16 protein-coding genes are annotated in these 19126 nt (G+C 39.1%); 13 read left to right on the top strand and 3 right to left on the bottom strand.

Translation table 11 applies throughout. The features are described from left to right. Positions 1–9: 9 nt before the first annotated feature. Both JR334_05850 and rsmH read left to right on the top strand, forming a co-directional pair. Positions 10–1089: a hypothetical protein gene (locus JR334_05850; GenBank protein ID QRN86725.1), complete on the top strand. Its 1080-nt coding sequence runs from the start codon at positions 10–12 to the stop codon at positions 1087–1089. A gap of 56 nt (positions 1090–1145) precedes the next feature. Then, the gene (gene rsmH, locus JR334_05845) at positions 1146–2195 is read left to right on the top strand and encodes a 16S rRNA (cytosine(1402)-N(4))-methyltransferase RsmH (GenBank protein QRN86724.1); all 1050 of its coding nucleotides are present in this window, start codon (positions 1146–1148) and stop codon (positions 2193–2195) included. A 163-nt stretch (positions 2196–2358) separates the two neighbouring features. On the opposite strand, the gene JR334_05840 is transcribed toward rsmH, so the two are convergent. Together JR334_05840 and JR334_05835 are read right to left on the bottom strand one after the other, a co-directional pair. Then, positions 2359–3162: a sulfite exporter TauE/SafE family protein gene (locus JR334_05840; GenBank protein ID QRN86723.1), complete on the bottom strand. Its 804-nt coding sequence runs from the start codon at positions 3160–3162 to the stop codon at positions 2359–2361. Positions 3163–3177: 15 nt separating this feature from the next. Further along, on the bottom strand, positions 3178–3558 hold the full coding sequence (locus JR334_05835; GenBank protein ID QRN86722.1) for a rhodanese-like domain-containing protein: 381 nt from the start codon (positions 3556–3558) through the stop codon (positions 3178–3180). A gap of 500 nt (positions 3559–4058) precedes the next feature. Between JR334_05835 and JR334_05830 the strand changes: the two genes are divergently transcribed. The 11 genes from JR334_05830 (at position 4059) to ucpA (ending at position 17003) form a co-directional block, all read left to right on the top strand. Further along, a complete protein-coding gene (locus tag JR334_05830; protein ID QRN86721.1) occupies positions 4059–4970 on the top strand; it encodes a hypothetical protein in 912 nt (303 codons plus the stop codon). Beyond that, a complete protein-coding gene (locus JR334_05825; protein ID QRN86720.1) occupies positions 4957–5769 on the top strand; it encodes a hypothetical protein in 813 nt (270 codons plus the stop codon). The genes JR334_05830 and JR334_05825 overlap by 14 nt, the downstream gene beginning before the upstream one ends. 233 nt (positions 5770–6002) lie before the next feature. After that, the gene (locus JR334_05820) at positions 6003–6965 is read left to right on the top strand and encodes a dihydrofolate reductase family protein (GenBank protein QRN86719.1); all 963 of its coding nucleotides are present in this window, start codon (positions 6003–6005) and stop codon (positions 6963–6965) included. Positions 6966–7002: 37 nt separating this feature from the next. Next, positions 7003–7971: an aldo/keto reductase gene (locus JR334_05815; GenBank protein QRN86718.1), complete on the top strand. Its 969-nt coding sequence runs from the start codon at positions 7003–7005 to the stop codon at positions 7969–7971. A 345-nt stretch (positions 7972–8316) separates the two neighbouring features. Further along, positions 8317–9177, top strand: a complete 861-nt coding sequence (locus JR334_05810; protein ID QRN86717.1) for a hypothetical protein — start codon at positions 8317–8319, stop codon at positions 9175–9177. A gap of 390 nt (positions 9178–9567) precedes the next feature. Further along, the gene (locus tag JR334_05805; protein ID QRN86716.1) at positions 9568–11997 is read left to right on the top strand and encodes an S-layer homology domain-containing protein; all 2430 of its coding nucleotides are present in this window, start codon (positions 9568–9570) and stop codon (positions 11995–11997) included. 137 nt (positions 11998–12134) lie between these two features. After that, positions 12135–12695 (top strand): phosphatase PAP2 family protein, encoded by a 561-nt coding sequence (locus tag JR334_05800; protein QRN86715.1) that lies wholly within the window; start codon positions 12135–12137, stop codon positions 12693–12695. Positions 12696–12812: 117 nt separating this feature from the next. Further along, entirely contained in the window at positions 12813–13691 is an 879-nt protein-coding gene (locus JR334_05795) for an EamA family transporter (protein QRN86714.1), read from the top strand. A 105-nt stretch (positions 13692–13796) separates the two neighbouring features. After that, complete coding sequence (locus JR334_05790) at positions 13797–14807, top strand: NAD-binding protein (protein QRN86713.1); 1011 nt, start codon at positions 13797–13799, stop codon at positions 14805–14807. 113 nt (positions 14808–14920) lie between these two features. Further along, positions 14921–15925, top strand: coding sequence for a hypothetical protein (locus tag JR334_05785; protein ID QRN86712.1), 1005 nt, complete (start codon positions 14921–14923; stop codon positions 15923–15925). A 283-nt stretch (positions 15926–16208) separates the two neighbouring features. Next, complete coding sequence (ucpA, locus tag JR334_05780) at positions 16209–17003, top strand: SDR family oxidoreductase UcpA (GenBank protein QRN86711.1); 795 nt, start codon at positions 16209–16211, stop codon at positions 17001–17003. Positions 17004–17055: 52 nt separating this feature from the next. On the opposite strand, the gene typA is transcribed toward ucpA, so the two are convergent. Beyond that, positions 17056–18876, bottom strand: coding sequence for a translational GTPase TypA (typA, locus tag JR334_05775; GenBank protein QRN86710.1), 1821 nt, complete (start codon positions 18874–18876; stop codon positions 17056–17058). Positions 18877–19126 lie beyond the last annotated feature (250 nt).

The raw sequence follows: 19126 nt of genomic DNA, 5'->3' as shown, positions 1-19126 counted from the left end.
GAAAGTCAAGTGAATAAACTTAGAAGCATGGTGAAGAACTCTATATTGGGTCTAACCAGCATTGGTGACAGTGCAATGGATCATATGGAACGATACAATAATAACTGGAAGTTAAAACACAGCTATACTTCAAATATGAGCGAATTGCCGATGGACTACAAAAGAGAGATTCAAGAGTATTGGAAAACTTATTCTTCAGGCTTCAATACGGATTGGCATCGCTTCTATTATTCCCAGTTTGGTTTATCTGACGTTCGGTTTATACCGGATGATTTGTATTATTCGAATATTGATAAGCACTTCAACAATCGGAAAATGAGTATTGGTGTTGACGAGAAAAACTACTATGACCTTTGGTTTCCAAACACAAAAAGAGCCAAGGTTGTTGTGCGAAGGATAAACGGAATTTATTATAACGAAAATTACACAATCATTGATAAGAACGAGGTTATTCGTTTATGTCTGGAACAACCCCAATTGATTATTAAGCCGTCGGTTGGTATGGGGAGAAGTACAGGAATTACTTTTCTAAACAGAGGACAGGGAGAAGAAGGCATAACTAAATTAATTTTTGAAGGAAATCAAAACTTGGTTGTACAGGAAATTATTCAACAACATGATGATTTGAGTAGAATCCATCCTTCCTCTGTAAATACAATCCGGAGTATATCCTTGCTTTTCAAAGGAAAGGTACATCTTCTGTCTTCAATATTAAGAATGGGCATTGACGGCAATCAAGTAGATAACCTATCTGCTGGTGGAATTATGTGTGGTATCAAAGAAAATGGACAATTAAAGGATATTGGCTACTCCTTATATGGAAAACCATATAATAAGCACCCACAAGGGTTTGAATTTAAGGGCACAACCGTACCATCTTATGATAGGATTAAAGAATTGATTATCAGAGAGCAGGAAAAATTTGCACATTTTAGGCTTATATATTGGGATATCGCTGTGGGCAAGGATGGAGAACCCATACTAATAGAAGTAAATCTATGCAATGGAGGTATGCGTTTTCATCAATTCAATAATGGCCCCTTATTTGGAGAATTAACGAGTGAAGTGCTGAAAGAAGTATTTGCATAAATTAAAGGTTCTGTTCAAGAAAAATTAGCAAGTAGATATACGAAGGGGACAACACAATGGAGAATAGTGGGAAAAAACACAAAAGAAGAGTTCGGTATAAGGGCACGCATCCTAAAAGCTATAAAGAAAAATATAAAGAGCTGCAACCGGAAAAGTATGCAGAAACTGTGACCAAGGTGATTCAAAAAGGAAGTACACCGGCAGGGATGCATTTATCGATTTGTGTGAAAGAAATACTAGAATTTTTACAAATTAAACCAGGACAAACCGGCTTGGATGCGACGCTTGGATATGGAGGGCATTCTAAGGAAATGCTCAAGTGTTTGGATTTCAAGGGACATTTATTTGCACTCGATGTAGACCCTATAGAACTGCCACGCACTAGGGAACGCTTGGCAAAACTAGGGTATGGACCCGAAATTTTGACAATCAGGCAAATGAATTTTTCGGCTATCGACAAGCTTTATGAGGAATCGGGACCCTTGGATTTTGTTTTGGCAGACCTAGGGGTTTCTTCAATGCAAATAGACAATCCCGAACGAGGCTTTTCATATAAGAAAGAAGGTCCCTTGGATTTAAGATTAGATCCCAATAAAGGAATATCAGCTGCCGAACGACTGGTAGAAATGGAAGAAGATGAATTGGAAGGCATGCTGCTGGAGAATGCAGATGAACCTTATGCAAAAGAAATTGCGCATGCAATTATTGTAGAAATTAAAAAAAATGGAAGCATAAGTACCACGTTACAATTGCAAAAAGTTATTGAAAAGGCATTAAATTTTATCCCAAAGGATACGCGGAAGGAAGAAATACGCAAATCTTGTGCAAGGTCTTTTCAAGCCTTGCGAATCGATGTAAACAATGAGTATGAAGTGCTGTATGAATTTTTAGAAAAGTTACCGACGGTCCTTTCGAAGGGCGGACGGGTAGCGATTCTTTCATTTCATTCAGGAGAAGATCGGTTGGTTAAAAAATCTTTTAAACGTTTCTATAGAGAGGGCATTTACCAGGAAATATCGTCTAGCATTATTAGACCGTCAGCAGAAGAATGTAAAATTAATAATCGTGCTCGTTCGACAAAGATGCGCTGGGCAATTAAAGCGTGAATTCCGGGAACGGAAAATGGATAAGATAGACTAAAATACCAGATGAAAGATTGAAGCCTAGAACTGTTGGAAAAATTCCGATGGTTCTAGGCTTCTATGTTTGAAAATATTGTATACTTTTGAAGTATAAGAGATTGGATTTTATTCTGCGTATTTCAGTATTCTATTTCAATAGAATACTAAAGATCATGACCAACGCAGCGACTAGGTTGGTGACAGCAAAAATCTTTTGGAGATGTTTGGGTTTGCTGTGAACCGCATAGCGGCTACCGATTAGACCGCCTAGAACTGCCATGATCGCCAATGGAATGGTGTATAAGAAATTGATACTGCCACTAACACTGTGACCTAGAAATCCCATTAAGGCTGTTGCAGCAACCATGGCAGCAGAAGTACCTATCGCTATTTCCATCGGAATCCCGCATAGAATCACCATAAGAGGAATCTTAAAGGCGCCCCCAGAAATTCCAACGGCTCCAGCAAAAAATCCAACCAAAGCAGTTAGAGGTAAAGTTATCCATAGATTTACCGTATAGGAATAACCTCCGAATGACCTATGCCAAAACCCAAATCTTGTTTCAGCTGTTTTCTCCATACATACTGCTTTTTTGTTTACATTAAAGAACATGAAAAAAGAGATAACAATAAGCAAGATTGCAAACATGATTTTTAAGGTCGAGCCGTCCATATTTCCTGCAAAATAACCGCCGACAAATGCCATAATGTCTGTTGGTGGGTCGATGACCAAGGCTAGCTTCCAATCCACTTTTTTGCTCTTATGGAATACTAACATTGAGGTAATGGATGTCATCATCATGATGAGCTGGGAAGTGGTGGCGGCTTCTTGCATAGAAGCTCCTGCCAGAACCATGGAAAGTACATAGAAATTTCCCCCACCTTTTCCTACCATTGACATGGAGATGGCGATTACAAGGATAATTAGGCTCATTACAATCATTGAAATCATATCTTGCCTTCCAGCCTAAGACAGGGGATTTTTTGCAACAAATCCCGCTTTAATATGGCTGGCTAAATCTCCAATGTGTTCAGGTAGGATCCTAGCATCATAACCCAATATGCTTAGATAGCTATAGGCAATAGTGGCCCTAGTAGCAGTGCAACAAAATATTGCGATGATTTTATCCTTGGGCAGTTCTGCAATTCTATCGGGTAGTTCATTTAATGGAATATGCTTAGCAAAATTAAAGGAAACCCAAGCATTTTCCTCATGCGTCCGAACATCTAGTAAGATTGCGTTGTCATTGTTTTTAAGTTCTATGTATTCCGGAAAGGAAATTTTGTATTTGCCTTGGCTAAGATAGTCTAGATCCATATTTTTTAGAAAGGCGTCAAATTGTTTCATGTGTTTCTCCTTTTTATTATCACAGTAGTTAAGTGCGTACCAACAAAAGAGAGAAACTTAGGTACCGGACCATTTACATTTGCAGAATCTTTTTATCATGTTAATCCTTTTTGATTATTTTATATGCGTGAAAGAATGATGATGCAGCCTGGTGTGCATACCGTTGAAGTAAACACAAAAAGGGCAAGTTCTATATTTAGTATAATTATATGAAAATGCTACATCCAAATAATATCCTTGTCAATGAAAGACCAGTAGGATAAGGGCTTGAAATAGCGATTGCTAGGAGAGAGAAAGGGTATCCACTTCGCAATATCTTTATGAATGATTGGCAGGTGGATATAATCTTATATTATGATTTGCATGCTAAGAATTAAGATTTGATTTGAACGTGATATAATTAAGAGAAGTTGTGGACTAGCTAGAGTGCTGGCCATAAAAAGTATTGGCCCATTGTGATGAAAATGGAACAAGGATAAGATTGTGAAGGAGGTATTCGTATGGAAGGAATTGCACGTATCTTTGATTATATGAAGGATGCATTTCACGTGAACAAGGAAAATCGAGGTTTGTATAAACCTCAAATTGTTCTGATTTTAATGAAAGCAACATTCTTTATAATTACAGGCTTGATGCTATACAAAGTGATGATTTTTGCAGGAGACAATAGCTTTCGAGATATCAACCCCTGGGAATTTGTACAAGGAATTGTTTTTTGGATCGGTCTAATTATCTTGTTACTAAGTATCGCAGAGCTTATTGTCGAGGCTGGATTATATAACATGTACAAGTCCTGTATCGTTACCGGGACACTGGCGGAGGGATCCTTTTTTGAGGGTGTGCGAAAATACTTTATTCGCTTTTTGCTCGCAAACCTACTGATGATTGCAGCTTGGTTGGTACTACTAATCCCATTTATATTTATTGGGATTGTAACCCTACTGATAGGGTTTATCCTAGTGCCCCTGCTTTTTACGATTTTCACGGCTATGTGGAAAGTCGATATTGTGATGAATGATTCAAGGGTTATGGAAGGATTGCGCAATAGTATATCGTTTGCAAGAAAACAGTTTCTACCATTGAGTGTACTGATTATGATTCAAAGTGCTTTTACCCAGTTGTTGGGTGGAAAAAGTGGTGGATCGAGCAGCTCAAACTTTTCATCTGCAAAAAATCATCTCAAACCGATGGGCAACAATATTTCTTTCGGCTATTTGTACCGTGAAATATTGCCGTATTTGAAGATGGCTTTTTATATTCTGCTTCCAGTTATCAGCGTGGCTGTTATTGTTTCATCTTTGATTCGAATGGTTTTCCAAGTATTTTTCAGTTTGTGTATTTTTATTATGTATAGTGAAAATCAAGAAGAAGGTTTAGTTGGGGATGGAGGTACTGAATATGTGGTTCGATAATCTTATGGACGACTTTAAGCAATCATTGCTCACCTGCCACCAATATAAGGCTGTATTCGTACCTGTATTTTTGCGGCTGGCTATGCATATTGTTCTAGGAATCCTTATGGTGATAGGCCTAGTAACGAGTCTTGCTAGTGGTACTTTCCGTGGCCTCTTTCATGCTAAGACTTTTGACGTGTTCGTTCGAAGTCTATTGGGTACCTTTAGGCCAATCGGTTTCTCAATTGTCTTAGTATATATCGTATATTTGGTGTTATGGAGTATGATTGAGGTAGGGAGTATTAGCTTAATCAAAACAGCGATTCAAGGGATTAAACCTAGTAAAAAGCACTTTATAGGTGGAATACGGGTATACATGGGGAAGGTGTTTAGCGGAAAACTGATAATTCATTTGCTAGTCCTACTTTCTACGCCTATCTGGTTTTTGGCAGGATTATTGTATTTCATTTTGATTGCTATACCTACTGGAGGTTGGGGTAGTCTTTTCCTTGCAACGTTTCTTGGTGCCCTATTTCTTACGTGGACTACTGCAATCGTCGAAGATGACCTCGGAACGTTTGAGGGTATTAAAGCTAGCTTAAGATTGGCTAAAAATCATATGCAACCGGTATTTTTAATCAGCTTGCTTTCCTTTTTTCTGATTGGATATTTTTCTATGATCCTTGGACCGATGGTCTTCTTTTTTGCGGGTTGGTTTTTAGGAGGAATTATTAGAATCTTGCTAAAGGTAGCAACATACTTGACCTATGTGCGATACAGCGATGGTGGAAAAAACAAGGAAATTATACTAGACTAGTCTGCAAAATTTTGACAGATAAGAGGAAGATTAGGACATAAGCAAACTTGATTGGCGAGACCAAGTGGGTAGATAGTAGAAGAAATATTGGAAGAAAACTGTTGTTCCGGCACCATCTGATAGACGTTTAAGCGGGGTAGACGTATATACATTCTAGAGGTGACTATGGTATAATCTAAACCAAGATAGAAAAATGATGAATATGATGTTAATAGTTCAAGGAGGCGCACTAAATGGCATTGCCAGAAGTAGTTTTTGATGCAAAGAAGATAAAATTGGATTGTATATTAGATCGCACAGAAGAGTTGGGATATATTCATCCTAGCTTTCCTTGCCCTAAGATCGAAGCAGTATATGGAGAACTGAAATTTAGACAAAAGCCTGAGGACAGACCGATAACCTATGCCTCCTACGTCATGTCAATCGATGGGAAAATTGCTTTTGAAGACAATGAGGTAGGACCGCTTATTGCAAAGAATAATTATCTGGATCCGGTAGGTGCTTTTGCGGATTTTTGGATTCTGAATATGCTTAGAGGAAACTGTGACGGGATTATTATTGGGGCAGGTACCCTTATTAAGGAACCAGATTATTCAGGTAGTGCCTATGACCGAGATATCATTGAGGCTCGACGAAAGGCAGGTAAACCAATTGCCCCCTGGACGGTGGTTGTAACTAGGTCTGGCAAGAATATTCCCTTTGCGAATCCAGTTTTTTCCTATGAGGAGGTTCCCATATTAATTGCGACTTCTCCGGCGGGATATCTCAATTTAAAGCAAGAAATAAAGAGAGATTTCTTCTTATTACCGACTGCGAAAAATGAAACAGATTATAGGATAATTGAAGATTTATTGAAGGACAATCCAGGAAAGATTGCTGTGACCATAACAGGCTCTGGTTCTATGACAGATGCAAACGAACTGTTGAAAATTCTTAGTGCAATGGGGATGGAGAAGGTTTTGGTGGAATCACCGGCTTATTGCCATCAGTTGATGACGGAAAGCCTTCTAGATGAAATATTCATTGACACTTCGTGTGTTTTTGTTGGTGGACAAGCAACCAGTATTGGCAGTGATAAAAAGGCCTTTACTTCTGTAAATCATCCGCATGCCGAAATGGTATCCATGCACTTGCATGATTCCAATTTCTTTTATACTAGGTATGCTCTGCGATACGGAATCGAAGCAAATAAATAGTTTTGGTAGTGTACATAGAGTATTGTAGGAGGTAGATATGAAAACGGAGAAAATACAAGCGATAGATGGCAATATTGAAATGTCGAAGATTGTATTGGGTGCTAGTAATTATGGTTCTGAAATTAGCATAGAACAGTCTTTTGAGATTATGGACAAGTATTATGAATTGGGCGGACGAGCCATCGATACAGCAAGAGTATATGCCTCCTATATTCCGTATGGATCTTCTAAAAGTGAGTTGGCTGTTGGGAAATGGATTAAGGCAAGAGGTGTGCGTGATGAGATGGTCATTGTTACCAAGGGCGGACATCCTGAAAGTAGGGACCTTCACAAGTCACGCTTGTCCTGGGATTGTCTTGAGTACGATATCAGTACCTCGCTTGCAGTCTTAGATATGGACAGGGTAGATGTTTATTTTTTACATAGGGATGATCCAACAGTACCGGTATCCGAGATTATGGATACATTGGATGAGTTTGTACAAAGGGGCTTAGCTAGAGCCTTGGGGGCTTCGAATTGGTCACTCGCTAGAATCAAAGAAGCCAACGAGTATGCTATAAGAAATGGCAAAACACCATTTACTGTTTCACAGATTCAATGGAATATGGCTCATTTCAACAAAGAGGATCTGCTAGATGATACATGTTATTGTATGGATCCAAACGAATATGCTGGTTATCGTGAATCAGAAATTCCAGTTATGGCTTATTCAACGCAGGCAGTCGGATTTTTCTCCAAATACCTGAAAAGTGGTGAGTCGGAGCTATCTTTTAGGGCAAGAATGTTTTTAAATGAACGCAATATCCGAAAGACTGAAAAGGTAAGAGTCTTATGCGAAAAATATGGTTGCACACCTGCTGCTCTGGCGATTGCATATATTACCTCTAATCCTGTGAAAGGTTTTGCCTTGATTGGTAATCTTAAGATGGAGCATTTATTGGATTCATTAAGTAGCATTGACTTGGAATTGGACCAAGAGACCATTGATTGGTTGGACAAAGATTAAGTTTAAACAAAAACGATGATTATCTCAAAACTCTTCAGAAATAAGCTTCGAATGGAGCCCTAAGAGTTGCGTTTGCTTAGTAAGCGAATTGGAAATAACAAAGAGGAAGACACTATGACTGATGTTGGACAATATAGAGTGATTGTTAGGGTTAGTAGGATATTATTGATTCTAATATTATTGATATATGGGGATTTTCCTCTTTTTATCATGGCTTCCCAGCTCATGTTTTGGGTGATGTTTCTAAGAGCTATAAAAATTCAATCAAAGAAGCGTTTCCGCTTCTTTTTGATATTTCTTCATGTTTTAATGCTTATTGCGCAAAGTATTTTTTATGCAAGTTATATGAGTAGTGCACAAGATGTTTATCCACTATATTTGTTGCGCAATGCTGCTGGAGTATTTATCCTTTCCTTACCGTATCTCTTAGAACATGTGGTGACGGTGAAGAAATTTACAGAATTCTATTTGCCGTCAGTCCAAGACTTAAATACGATGAGTTTCGGTCAGCTGAAAGAAGCAGCAGGTCTAATGCAGGGTAGGATGGAAGGATTGGGGCAACTGCGGCAGACCGTAACCGCGGAGCGTTTAGTGGAAATTGCTACTGACTTGCCAAGACATAATTCTGCGCAGTACATTAATGATGGGACATTAACAGAAGCTTATTTTGACAAAGCCATGGAAAGTATTACTGATCCTCATTTATACATAGTTGTGTCCAATACGGGTAGCGCTGCTAGTGAGATAATTTCGGTATTTACTAGAAAGCAATACAACCATGCTTCCTTATCTTTTGACCGGGAACTCAAAACGGTCATCAGTTATAATGGAGGCGAGAAATTATATCCACCAGGTCTCAACCAGGAGATGATTGAGTTCTTTAACAAGAAATCCGATTCTTCGCTGATCGTTTACCAGCTTGATGCTAGTCGTGAACAAAAAGAACTACTGGTTAGCAAGGTGCGGGAAATTAATAAAAATGGAAGTGCTTATAATATGTTGGGCTTGGTCTTTAGAACATCTCTTAAACCCAATATTATGTTTTGCTCCCAATTTGTTTATAATATGTTAAAGTACGTAGGTTTGGCCTATTTTGAAAAGTCAGATGGGCGTGTAAAACCAACTGATTTAGTAGAGCTGGATTATCACCGGAAGCTTTCATTTTGCTATGAGATTTTTCTTGGCAGGAGCCATAATGAAGGCTAGCTAGTCCAATTTTGTAATATTGGTGCCTACAAATCAGGAGTATGGGTGTTTTCATTGGATGAGCTGCTCATGTTTTTTACGAATGGAATATTTTGGATATCCAATCTCATACTTGTTATGAGATTTTTTTTGTAGGGAGCCTAATGAATGAGGGAATCTATTCAATTTGCTCGGAATAGGTAAAAAAAATGCACTAATCAGAACGATAAATCATTCATAGGTTGTGAGAAATGCTCCAATGTCTGTTTTGAGTAACAATGGTGAGCATGCGTTTATTTGTGAAAACATATATTAAGTTGATTTAAAGGTGAAGGCTTAATTGTGCCGAACTAATAGAGACCCAGCTGATACTAATTTGCCTGTTACCATTTAGAAGAAGGGAGAAGGAAGATGAAAGTACAAATCAAATTGATTGCGATTACAGTACTATTTTCATTATTATTTAGCTTTGCTAGTCCTTCGCTTGCCGCAAGTATTGAGGCCCAAAGAGCAGGCACCATATTAAAAGATATCGGTGTTATTGTAGGCTACACAGATGGATCACTTGGTATTGACCACACAATAACTCGTGCTGAAATGACTGTTGTGCTTGCCAAAATCGGAAATATGGATAAATCAGCCACATTCTTGAATGATGCGGCGACCAAATTCAGCGATGTAAAAAGTAATGTTTGGTATACGGGATATATCAATCTTGCTGTTCAGCAAAAATGGGTTGTAGGGTATCCAGATGGTACATTTAGACCGAATGATGAAGTTTCGTATTCCGAAGCGATAACTATGATTCTAAATCTGTTGGGCTATGGCAAAGGAACTTTACCAGGAGTTTGGCCAAGTAATTATCTAGTTCAAGCAGCCAAGTTAGACATAACGGATGATGTTGTAGCTTTTGCCCCGAGAGCAGCTGCACCACGAGGCGATGTATTTGTTATTGCTGAAGCGGCATGCTACTCGGATTATGTGATATGGAATGCTAATAGTTTTTCATTTGTCGATGATGCAACGAAAACAAAACCGATCAATGGCTTAACGAGTGGTATTACGGAAGAGATTACAATTACAGATGGGTATATGATGGTTGGAAGTGACCTAAGTGACACGAAGAGAGAAGTAGTTGCTGACGGTAGAAAGTATAGTGTAGCATTGGGTTTTGATATCTATCCATATATTGGTATTCCATCAACTTTCTATCTAAATAAAAGCAATGAGATTTTTGCTATAAAGGATTCTGTCAAAGTGAGTACTGCAAAATTATTAAAATTTGAAGGCTCTACTATGTACCTTGACCTGAACAATAACAGAAGTTTTGATTCAGGTGATAAAAAATATGAGCTTTCTAATGATGCAATCTGTATCATCAATGATGAGCTTAGAGAGGTGCCGACTGGGAAAGACACCATGGTCCAATATATATTGGAAAATAACAAAAATGTAGTTTATGCAAAACTGGTTAATTATGCTGAGATGAATGAGGGATTGGTGAAAAGCGTTCGGATTGGAGAAAGGGATCTTACCATCAAATTTTTCAGTACAGAAGATGAGCTTGTCATTGACCTAAAAGATGATCAATTTAGATATCACGGTGTTGCATCCTATTACTTAGATTTAAACAAATATGACATTCTTTCTTGGAATGAATATGACCGCACATCCAAAGATGATTACGCCATATATACCAATAGGAATGTGGTGCTAGGAATAGCGGATAGATTTGTTAATAACAACTATATCCGTATTGGTGATTCCAAATATTACTTTGACGCAGTCTATCAGTCTAAAAACAATGGTCAGCATTTTTCCGAAAAAAATGGTGATGTGGCTGCATTTTCAAACAAAGAAGTTACTGCATACTTAAATGGTGATGGAAACCTGTTCGCAATCTCCGGAGATATTGAATCACAAAATGAAGGCGTGGCACTTGTCGTTCATTCTGGAAAAACAGCTATTGAGTGGGGCAAGAATGTGTATAGAATAGATCTGTTTACAGAAAGTGGTGTCCACACAACCTATTACTTTGCAGAAGCCAAAGGATCGTTCAATCCCAGTGATGTCTATGATGCTTTCGACCCAGGGACGCTAGTAAGCTATGGTCTTGATTCCTCTGGAAAGATTAATTCTTTTATGGCATACACTGAAGAATTTAGTATCATGCCTGTCTATGTCGATAATACTTATACCCAGAATTACAACAGAATACAGAATATTTCAGGAAGTAAGTTTTATGCAACGGCAGATACCGTAATCATGAATGCCGATCCCAATGGCGACAAGGATTTCAAGGATGCAGAAATAATGACTTGGGAGAAGGTTGAAGCGATATCTGAAAATAGGAATAATGAAAAGGTATCAGCCTATGCATATTCAAATTCTGAACAAGATTTAACATACTTAGTATTTGAGGAACCAGAAATGTCTCTAGCTACAGACTATGCTGTTTTCGATGCTTCGTGGAAGGTAGGTAAAAATGATTATGTGGCGATTACCAGCTCCACTGGTTTTCAGGAATTACAGCATGATGGGGCAACGCCGAAGTATCCAAAAGGAACAATAGTCGAAGTCGTTGGAAGTGGAGACGTAGTAAAGATACAAAGTGTGGTAGTTTTGAAAGGGGTTTTAGGTACGAGCGCCTACAATGCGACCAGAAATACCGTAACGGTAGGAGGTATGGTGTATGACATTGGTCAAGAGGCATTTGTAGTGGATGCAAGACTAACTGATCCGATTCGTACAACTTTTGATAAGTTGAGAAAGGATGACAAGATATTTGTTTATTCTGAAGAAGGGGAGATAAAGCTAGTCTCTATTGTAACTAGTTTTTAGCAAATTCAGTGGAAGGTCTCAAGTGAAACTACTTGGGACCTTCTTATATATTTTACACATTAGAATATAGTATACTAGAAGGAAGAAAGAGAATTCTAGTCTCAGATAATACGAGCAGCAAGATTGGAGCTAAATCGATGGGCTTACTTACATCCATAGAATTAATGATTCTGGATTTTATCCAGTTAACCATGAGAAACGCATTCTTTGACCAGTTCTGGTCGGCTATTACCCGTCTGGGAAATGTCGGTGCCATTTGGATTGCAATTAGCATTATTCTACTAATCAGTCCGAAAACGAGAAGTCTGGGGATAGTATGTACGTTATCACTATTAAGTAGTGTATTCCTAACAAATATTGTTTTAAAGAATTTGGTGGGTAGAATGAGACCCTTCTATCTAGTCGATCTTCCATTGCTCATCAAGGCGCCGAGTGGCTACTCTTTTCCGTCAGGTCATGCTTCATCATCTTTTGCGATAGCATTTGTGTTTCTAAGGAACAAAACTTGCCTTGGCAGAGTTAAGCTCTATCGCTACGTAATGCTGCTAGCTGGCATGGTTGCATTCTCAAGGCTCTACTTGTATGTGCATTATCCAAGCGATGTGCTAAGCGGGGTGTTGATAGGCTATATCTCTAGCCTTCTTGCCATGAAACTATATTCGATTATGGCCGATAGGAGTCGAAATCAAATCAATTGAGCTTGATTGGGTTAAGTATTGAATTGCATGGTCATAGTGCGATAGTCTAGAAAGCCTTTGCTGATGAATTATTAGTTGGCATCTGTGGCTATATTTTGCAGAAAGAAAAGGGACATAATGAAAAAGAAGAGAACAGGATCGTATATTTTAATCCTCCTAGCAGGTATGCTTTGGGGTACATCGGGTACAGTTCAAAGCCTGTTGCCTGTTGGAGCAGAACCCAGGAGTGCAGGTGCTTTACGTATGCTTGTAGGGGGTATTGCATTATTCTTGGTAGCTTTACTAAAAGGATTTTATAAACAAAAGATATCAGTGGATTGGAAAAATCTGCTTTTAGCGGCAGTAAGTATTGGACTTTTTCAGCCTCTATTCTTTACGGGAATTTCGCTAACAGGCGTGGCTTTTGGCACAGTGCTAGCCATCGGGAGCTCGCCAGTATTTTCTGGTATTATTGAGCGTATTTCTGGAAATAGATTGAGCAAGAAATGGATGATTGCAACGGGAATCTCAATTTTGGGATGCATTTTGCTATTCAGTGGGCAGGATGCTATGTCTGTGAACCTTACGGGGAGTATTGCTGCTCTTTTGGCAGGGTTTTCATATGCATTTTATGTGCGAACATCTCAGCATATATATGATACTATGGAAAGAGACGCAGCCAATGGACTTCTATTCTTAATTGCAGGATTAATCCTAACGCCGATTTTATTCACAAGCGATCTGCATTGGGTGGTGTCTTTTTCTGGCATCTTGGGCGTTTTACACCTAGGCCTTATTGCCACAGCAGCTGCTTATGCCTTGTTTACGAGAGGGTTGGTAGATGTCCCTGCTCCGACTGCCGTAACGTTAACATTGGCAGAACCTCTAACCGCCGCCTTACTGGGAACATTTTTTCTAGGAGAACGGTTAAGCTTTGTTTCAATATGTGGGGTTATACTCTTATTTATTGGCTTATTCTTTAATACTGTAGGCGAAAAAGAGGATAAAAAGAACTGAATCGGGAATTCTATAGGAGTTCGATTGGAAGAGTATTGCTGTAATATCATTCGCGCGTTTAAGTGTAGCCGATACCATAGAATGGGTAGAATGCAGGAGGTAATCATGGATAATAGACGGAAATTACTAAGAATCATAAGCCTGTTTTTTCTGGTGATAGTAATCAGTGTACTAGGCTATAAGGTGCTTCTAGACATTAGCTTAATTGATGCACTTTATATGACTGCCATTACGATTTCCACGGTGGGCTATGGCGAAGTGGCAGAAATGACGGTTCTATCGAAATTATTTACCATAGGGATTATCTTCTCAGGTTTGAGTATCGTGGCTTACGGATTTAGCAGTATTGTAACCACTTTTTTTGAAGGAGAGTTTCAAGTTGCTTGGAGGAGGAAAAAAATGCTAAAAAAAATATCTGAGCTGAAAGACCATTATATCGTCTGTGGTGCTGGTGAAGTTGGACAGATAGTTATCGAAGAATTCCGCTTGAAGGGCTTAGATTTTGTGGTTATTGAGAAAAATGAGGACCGAAGTAGGGAATTAATCGAGGAAAATGTGTTGGTTGTCAAGGATGATGCAACGAACGAAGATGCCCTAATAAGGGCAAAGATCATGGAGGCGAAGAGCATCGTCTGCACCTTGGCCAATGATGCGGATAATGTATTTACTGTGTTGACAGCGAGGCAGATTAACCCAAGAATATATATAATTTCCAAAGCCATTGAAAAAGGTGCCCATGGGAAACTTTTGCGAGCTGGCGCCAACAATACGATATCTCCCAATGAGATTGGGGGAAGACGTATAGCGGCTATGGTTATTCGGCCAACCATTAAGTCCTTCCTAGATATCATTACCCAGATAGATGAGGTATCACTAGATATGGAAGAGGTGACAATCTGTGCAGGTTCAGAACTTGCTGGTAAAACGCTAGGGGAAAACAGGATTCCCGAGAGAAGTGGCCTTATTGTTCTTGCTATTCGTAAGCTAGGTGAGCAAAGGCTGCGGTTCAATCCAAACTATGAAACCACACTCCATGAAGGCGATATAATGATGGTATTGGGTCGTAGCACGCAAGTGGATAGCTTACGAAGTATGGCTTGTGAAAATATTCAATGAGGGAAGAAAACTATTTCAGACAGTTCCTGAATAAGGGGAGATTGAATAGAGGATTGAAACCAACTAATGGGGATGTTAAAGTATAGATGGATAGAAACAAAAGGGGGAATAGCATGAAAAAAATACTATCAATTATTATTATGCTGTCAATGATTACCATACTATTTGTTGGTTGCGGTAAGATTGGTCAAAGTCCGGCAGAAGAAAAAGATGTGAGTGAACTTTTATCAATTCTTGAGCAGGATATAGATGCGGTGGATGCTTTAGGCGAGTTGCCGGAGCCTGAAATAAAGGGAAATCTTTATTATTATAACAACGCTGAGACGGAGGGATACTTTCATGGATTTCATTTAGGACTAGAAATTGATGAAGCGTCTATTGTACAACGAATCTATATCCAACCATACGGTGACAATAAAATTCAGGTTCAGGGGTTAATGATTGGAGATACGGTAGCGGCAGCGGAGGCTTTATTCGGTGTTGGCCAAAAAGTGCCCGATGATAACACGGGAAGCGAATATACCTATACCGTTTATTCAACTGAGAAATTTGATATTAAATGCACCCTTGAAGGGGAGATAATTCGTGCTGTAAGTATTACCAAACCCGGCATGCAAAAAGTATACCAAGAACCGGAGTTTCAAATTAGTGCTGTTCTTACGCAAAAAGAAGTCACGGAATTATTAGGAGCAGACTTCCAAATTGAAACAAAGGAAGATGGTGGCTATTATGATTACTATACTACGATGACTTATGATGGCATTACTTTTGGCTATGCACACAATCGATATCCCTTCTCGGATGTCAACGTTGCAGACTATGTACAGATTACTTCGGATAGATATTCCTTATCTGCTCTTAGCGCTCAAGTAGGAGACTTAGCAAAACCGGTCTTGAAGTATTGCGACCAAAACTTTGATTTAATGTATGATCGCCATAATGAAAAAGAAGTGTACGGCAATTATCTTTACTTTGAAGAAGGAAAAAGTACGCCCGGAGGCAGAACTACTTGGTTACTAAGTTTTGAATTCGACCAAGATGTTGAACTAACGAGTTATGACCAATTACCTGATGATTTGAGAATTACAGAGATTCATTTATGGACAGAACTTGATTAATTGCTTTCTTGGTACTCACTAGTAAGGATAATCGGGATGGAGACGTGATTCAATTCAAAAATATAAAGGTGATGGCTCGAAGGAGTAGTCACCTTTTTTGATTGCTGGAGTCCTTTTACTCGTAATAGATGCATTAATTCTTGCACAAAACAAATATTACAAAAATGGTGTAAGGTCTATCACAAGAAATGCTTAAAACATGAAATAATTATCAAAGGTATAATGTACACCAAGTATAATAATATAGTAGAGCAAGAATTCTATTCTGTATAGAGGAGGTAATATGGGTAAACTGGATCAGAAAATCGCAATAGTAACAGGTGCTGCGATGGGCAATGGTTATGGTGGTGCAAGAGGCTTGGCTAGGAATGGAGCCAAAGTGTATTTGGCAGATATTTCTGAAAAAGTACACGAAACAGCTCAGGGCTTACGGGATGAAGGATTCGATGTAGAGAGTGTCGTTTTCGATGTACGTGATTACAATGCGGCTAAAAAAGCTGTAGATGAAATTGTAGCCAAAGAGGGTTCCATAGATATTCTTTTTAACAATGCTGGTGTAATCAGGGTTAAGTCATTCATGGAAATGAGCGATCAAGATAGAGACTTCCACTTTGATGTAAATATCAAGGGAGTATGGAATTGTGCCAAGGCAGTATATCCTCACATGGTTGAAAAAAAATATGGCAAGATTGTAAACATGTCATCCGTCACCGGTACCATGGTGGTGGACGAGGGCGAAACTGCTTATGCTACGACGAAGGCAGCTATTTGGGGCTTTACGAAGGCACTGGCATTTGAAGGTGCTAAATACAATATTAATGTTAATGCTATTTGTCCAGGATACATTCTTACACCAATGGCAAAACAGATTGCCGTAGAATCAAATCCTGATAATCCTGATTCCGTTATTGATGGAATTGCAGCTGCTGTACCTATCAAAAGACTCGGTACGATGGATGAGATTGGTGACCTAGTGGCTTTTCTAGCTTCCGATGAATCCTCTTATCTAGTTGGAACGCAAATTGTTATAGATGGTGGAAGCACCTTGCCAGAGACATTTGGGGCAGTTGGTGCCTAATTAGGCGGATAAACATATTTTTGCATTAAAAAGGGAGCTTACGCTCCCTTTTTTAATCGTTTGTTCTGCTTCGGTTGTATTTGGCTCTATCTTGCTCATTGAGAATTTTTTTTCTAAGTCGGATAGCATCCGGTGTAATTTCTACGAGCTCATCTTCAGCGATGAATTCCAATGCTTCTTCCAAGGTGAAAATCTTAGGAGACAGCAGTTTAATGGCTTCATCATTGCCGGAGGAACGTACATTGGTCATTTTTTTATTCTTGCAAGGGTTGACCACCATATCTTCCGGTCGTGAATTGATTCCAATTAGCATACCTTCATAGACGTCTGTAGCTGGGCCGACCATCATTTGAGCCCGGTCACTAAGGTTGAATAGAGAATAGGCCATGGTTTGACCAGTATTCAAAGAAACAAGAACTCCATTGGCTCTCTTGGGTATGGTACCCAAATGAGGCTGGTAGCTATCGAATGAGCGAACCATGGTACCTTCACCACGTGTTTCGTTTATGAACTCACTACGGTAACCCAACAAACCACGGGTAGGAACCAAATATTCCAATGTTGTATATCCATCTTCAGAGTGCATGGAAGTCATGCTACCTTTACGAATATTTAGTTTATTAATGATTGTACCGCTATATTGGTCCGGGAGATTTACGATGACTCTCTCGACTGGTTCTTGCAGTACTCCATCAATTTTGCGGAACAATACTTGCGGTTTAGAAACCGCAACTTCATAGGATTCACGGCGCATATTTTCAAGAAGAATTGATAAATGCAATTCTCCACGGCCAGATACTTTAAAACCGTCGGTATCTTCCAATGGGCTAACACGTAATCCTACGTTTACTTCCAACTCCTTATCCAAACGAGCTTGAAGATGTCTAGAGGTTACATATTTACCAGACCTTCCAGCGAATGGAGAGTTATTGATATAAAAATTCATTGATAGTGTTGGTTCTTCAATGTCAATCATTGGTAGAGGTTCCACTAGATCTTTATCACAGATTGTTTCACCGATAGAAATATCACCCAAACCAGAAACGACAACCATATCACCGCTTCTTGCTTCATTAACTTCTATGCGATTCAAGCCTTGGTGGATGAATACTTTCGCAATTTTTCCGTTCTTGATTTCGCCATCACGCTTAGTAAGCACAATGCTTTGATTCTTCTTAATCATACCTCTAGTAATTCGGCCAATACCCAGTCTACCGATATACTCATCGTAACCTAAAGAGGAAACTTGCATTTGCAGAGGCTCGTTATCTTTATCCGGATAGGCCGGAACGTGCTTCTTAATCAGTTCGAACAGGGGGTCTAGGTTCTCACTATCATCTTCCATGTTCAGTTTGGCGATACCTTCTCTGGCTACACCATAGATGATGGGGAAGTCCAACTGTTCTTCTGTAGCGCCCAATTCGATAAATAAATCAAAGGTCATGTCTACAACTTCTTCAGCCCGCTGATCCTTTTTGTCAATTTTATTGATAAAGAGGATTGGACGTAATCCTTGGGCCAATGCTTTTTGTAGTACAAACCTAGTTTGAGGCATAGGCCCTTCGCTTGAATCTACCAACAAGATGGCCGTATCTACTGTTTTCATGATACGTTCCACCTCAGAAGAAAAATCAGCGTGTCCTGGGGTATCTACAATATTGATTTTCAAGCCACTATGTTCAATAGAGCAGTTCTTGGAGTAGATCGTGATACCACGCTCTCTTTCCAAGTCATTGCTATCCATAACTTGTTCTTGTACTAATTCATTTTCTCTGAATACGCCACTTTGAGCCAGCAACCCATCAACCAGTGTCGATTTGCCGGCATCGACGTGGGCGATGACTGCTAAATTGATAATTTTCTTTTTATTCATGGTGTACCCTTTCATTTTTTGTTATTCCAACCCTCCTATCATGCACTGAAATGAGTTAAAATACAAGTATAAACAACCAATAATGAAATTAGGAGCAAATTAGTGCAAATATAGTGGCGCAAATGGATGAAAGCATAAAGGGAAATAGGTAGGGAGACAATTGCTCTTTCTTGTACTTTCTGTGTAAGACTTGAAGAATAATACATGAAAATGAGTAAACAAATATTGCAGATTTGTAAAGAATGGAAAA

It is taken from the genome of Clostridia bacterium (assembly GCA_016887505.1).
Taxonomy (GTDB): domain Bacteria; phylum Bacillota; class TC1; order TC1; family UBA5767; genus UBA5767.
Note: the sequence above shows the minus strand (reverse complement) of the source record. Positions and strands in the feature narration are given on the sequence as shown.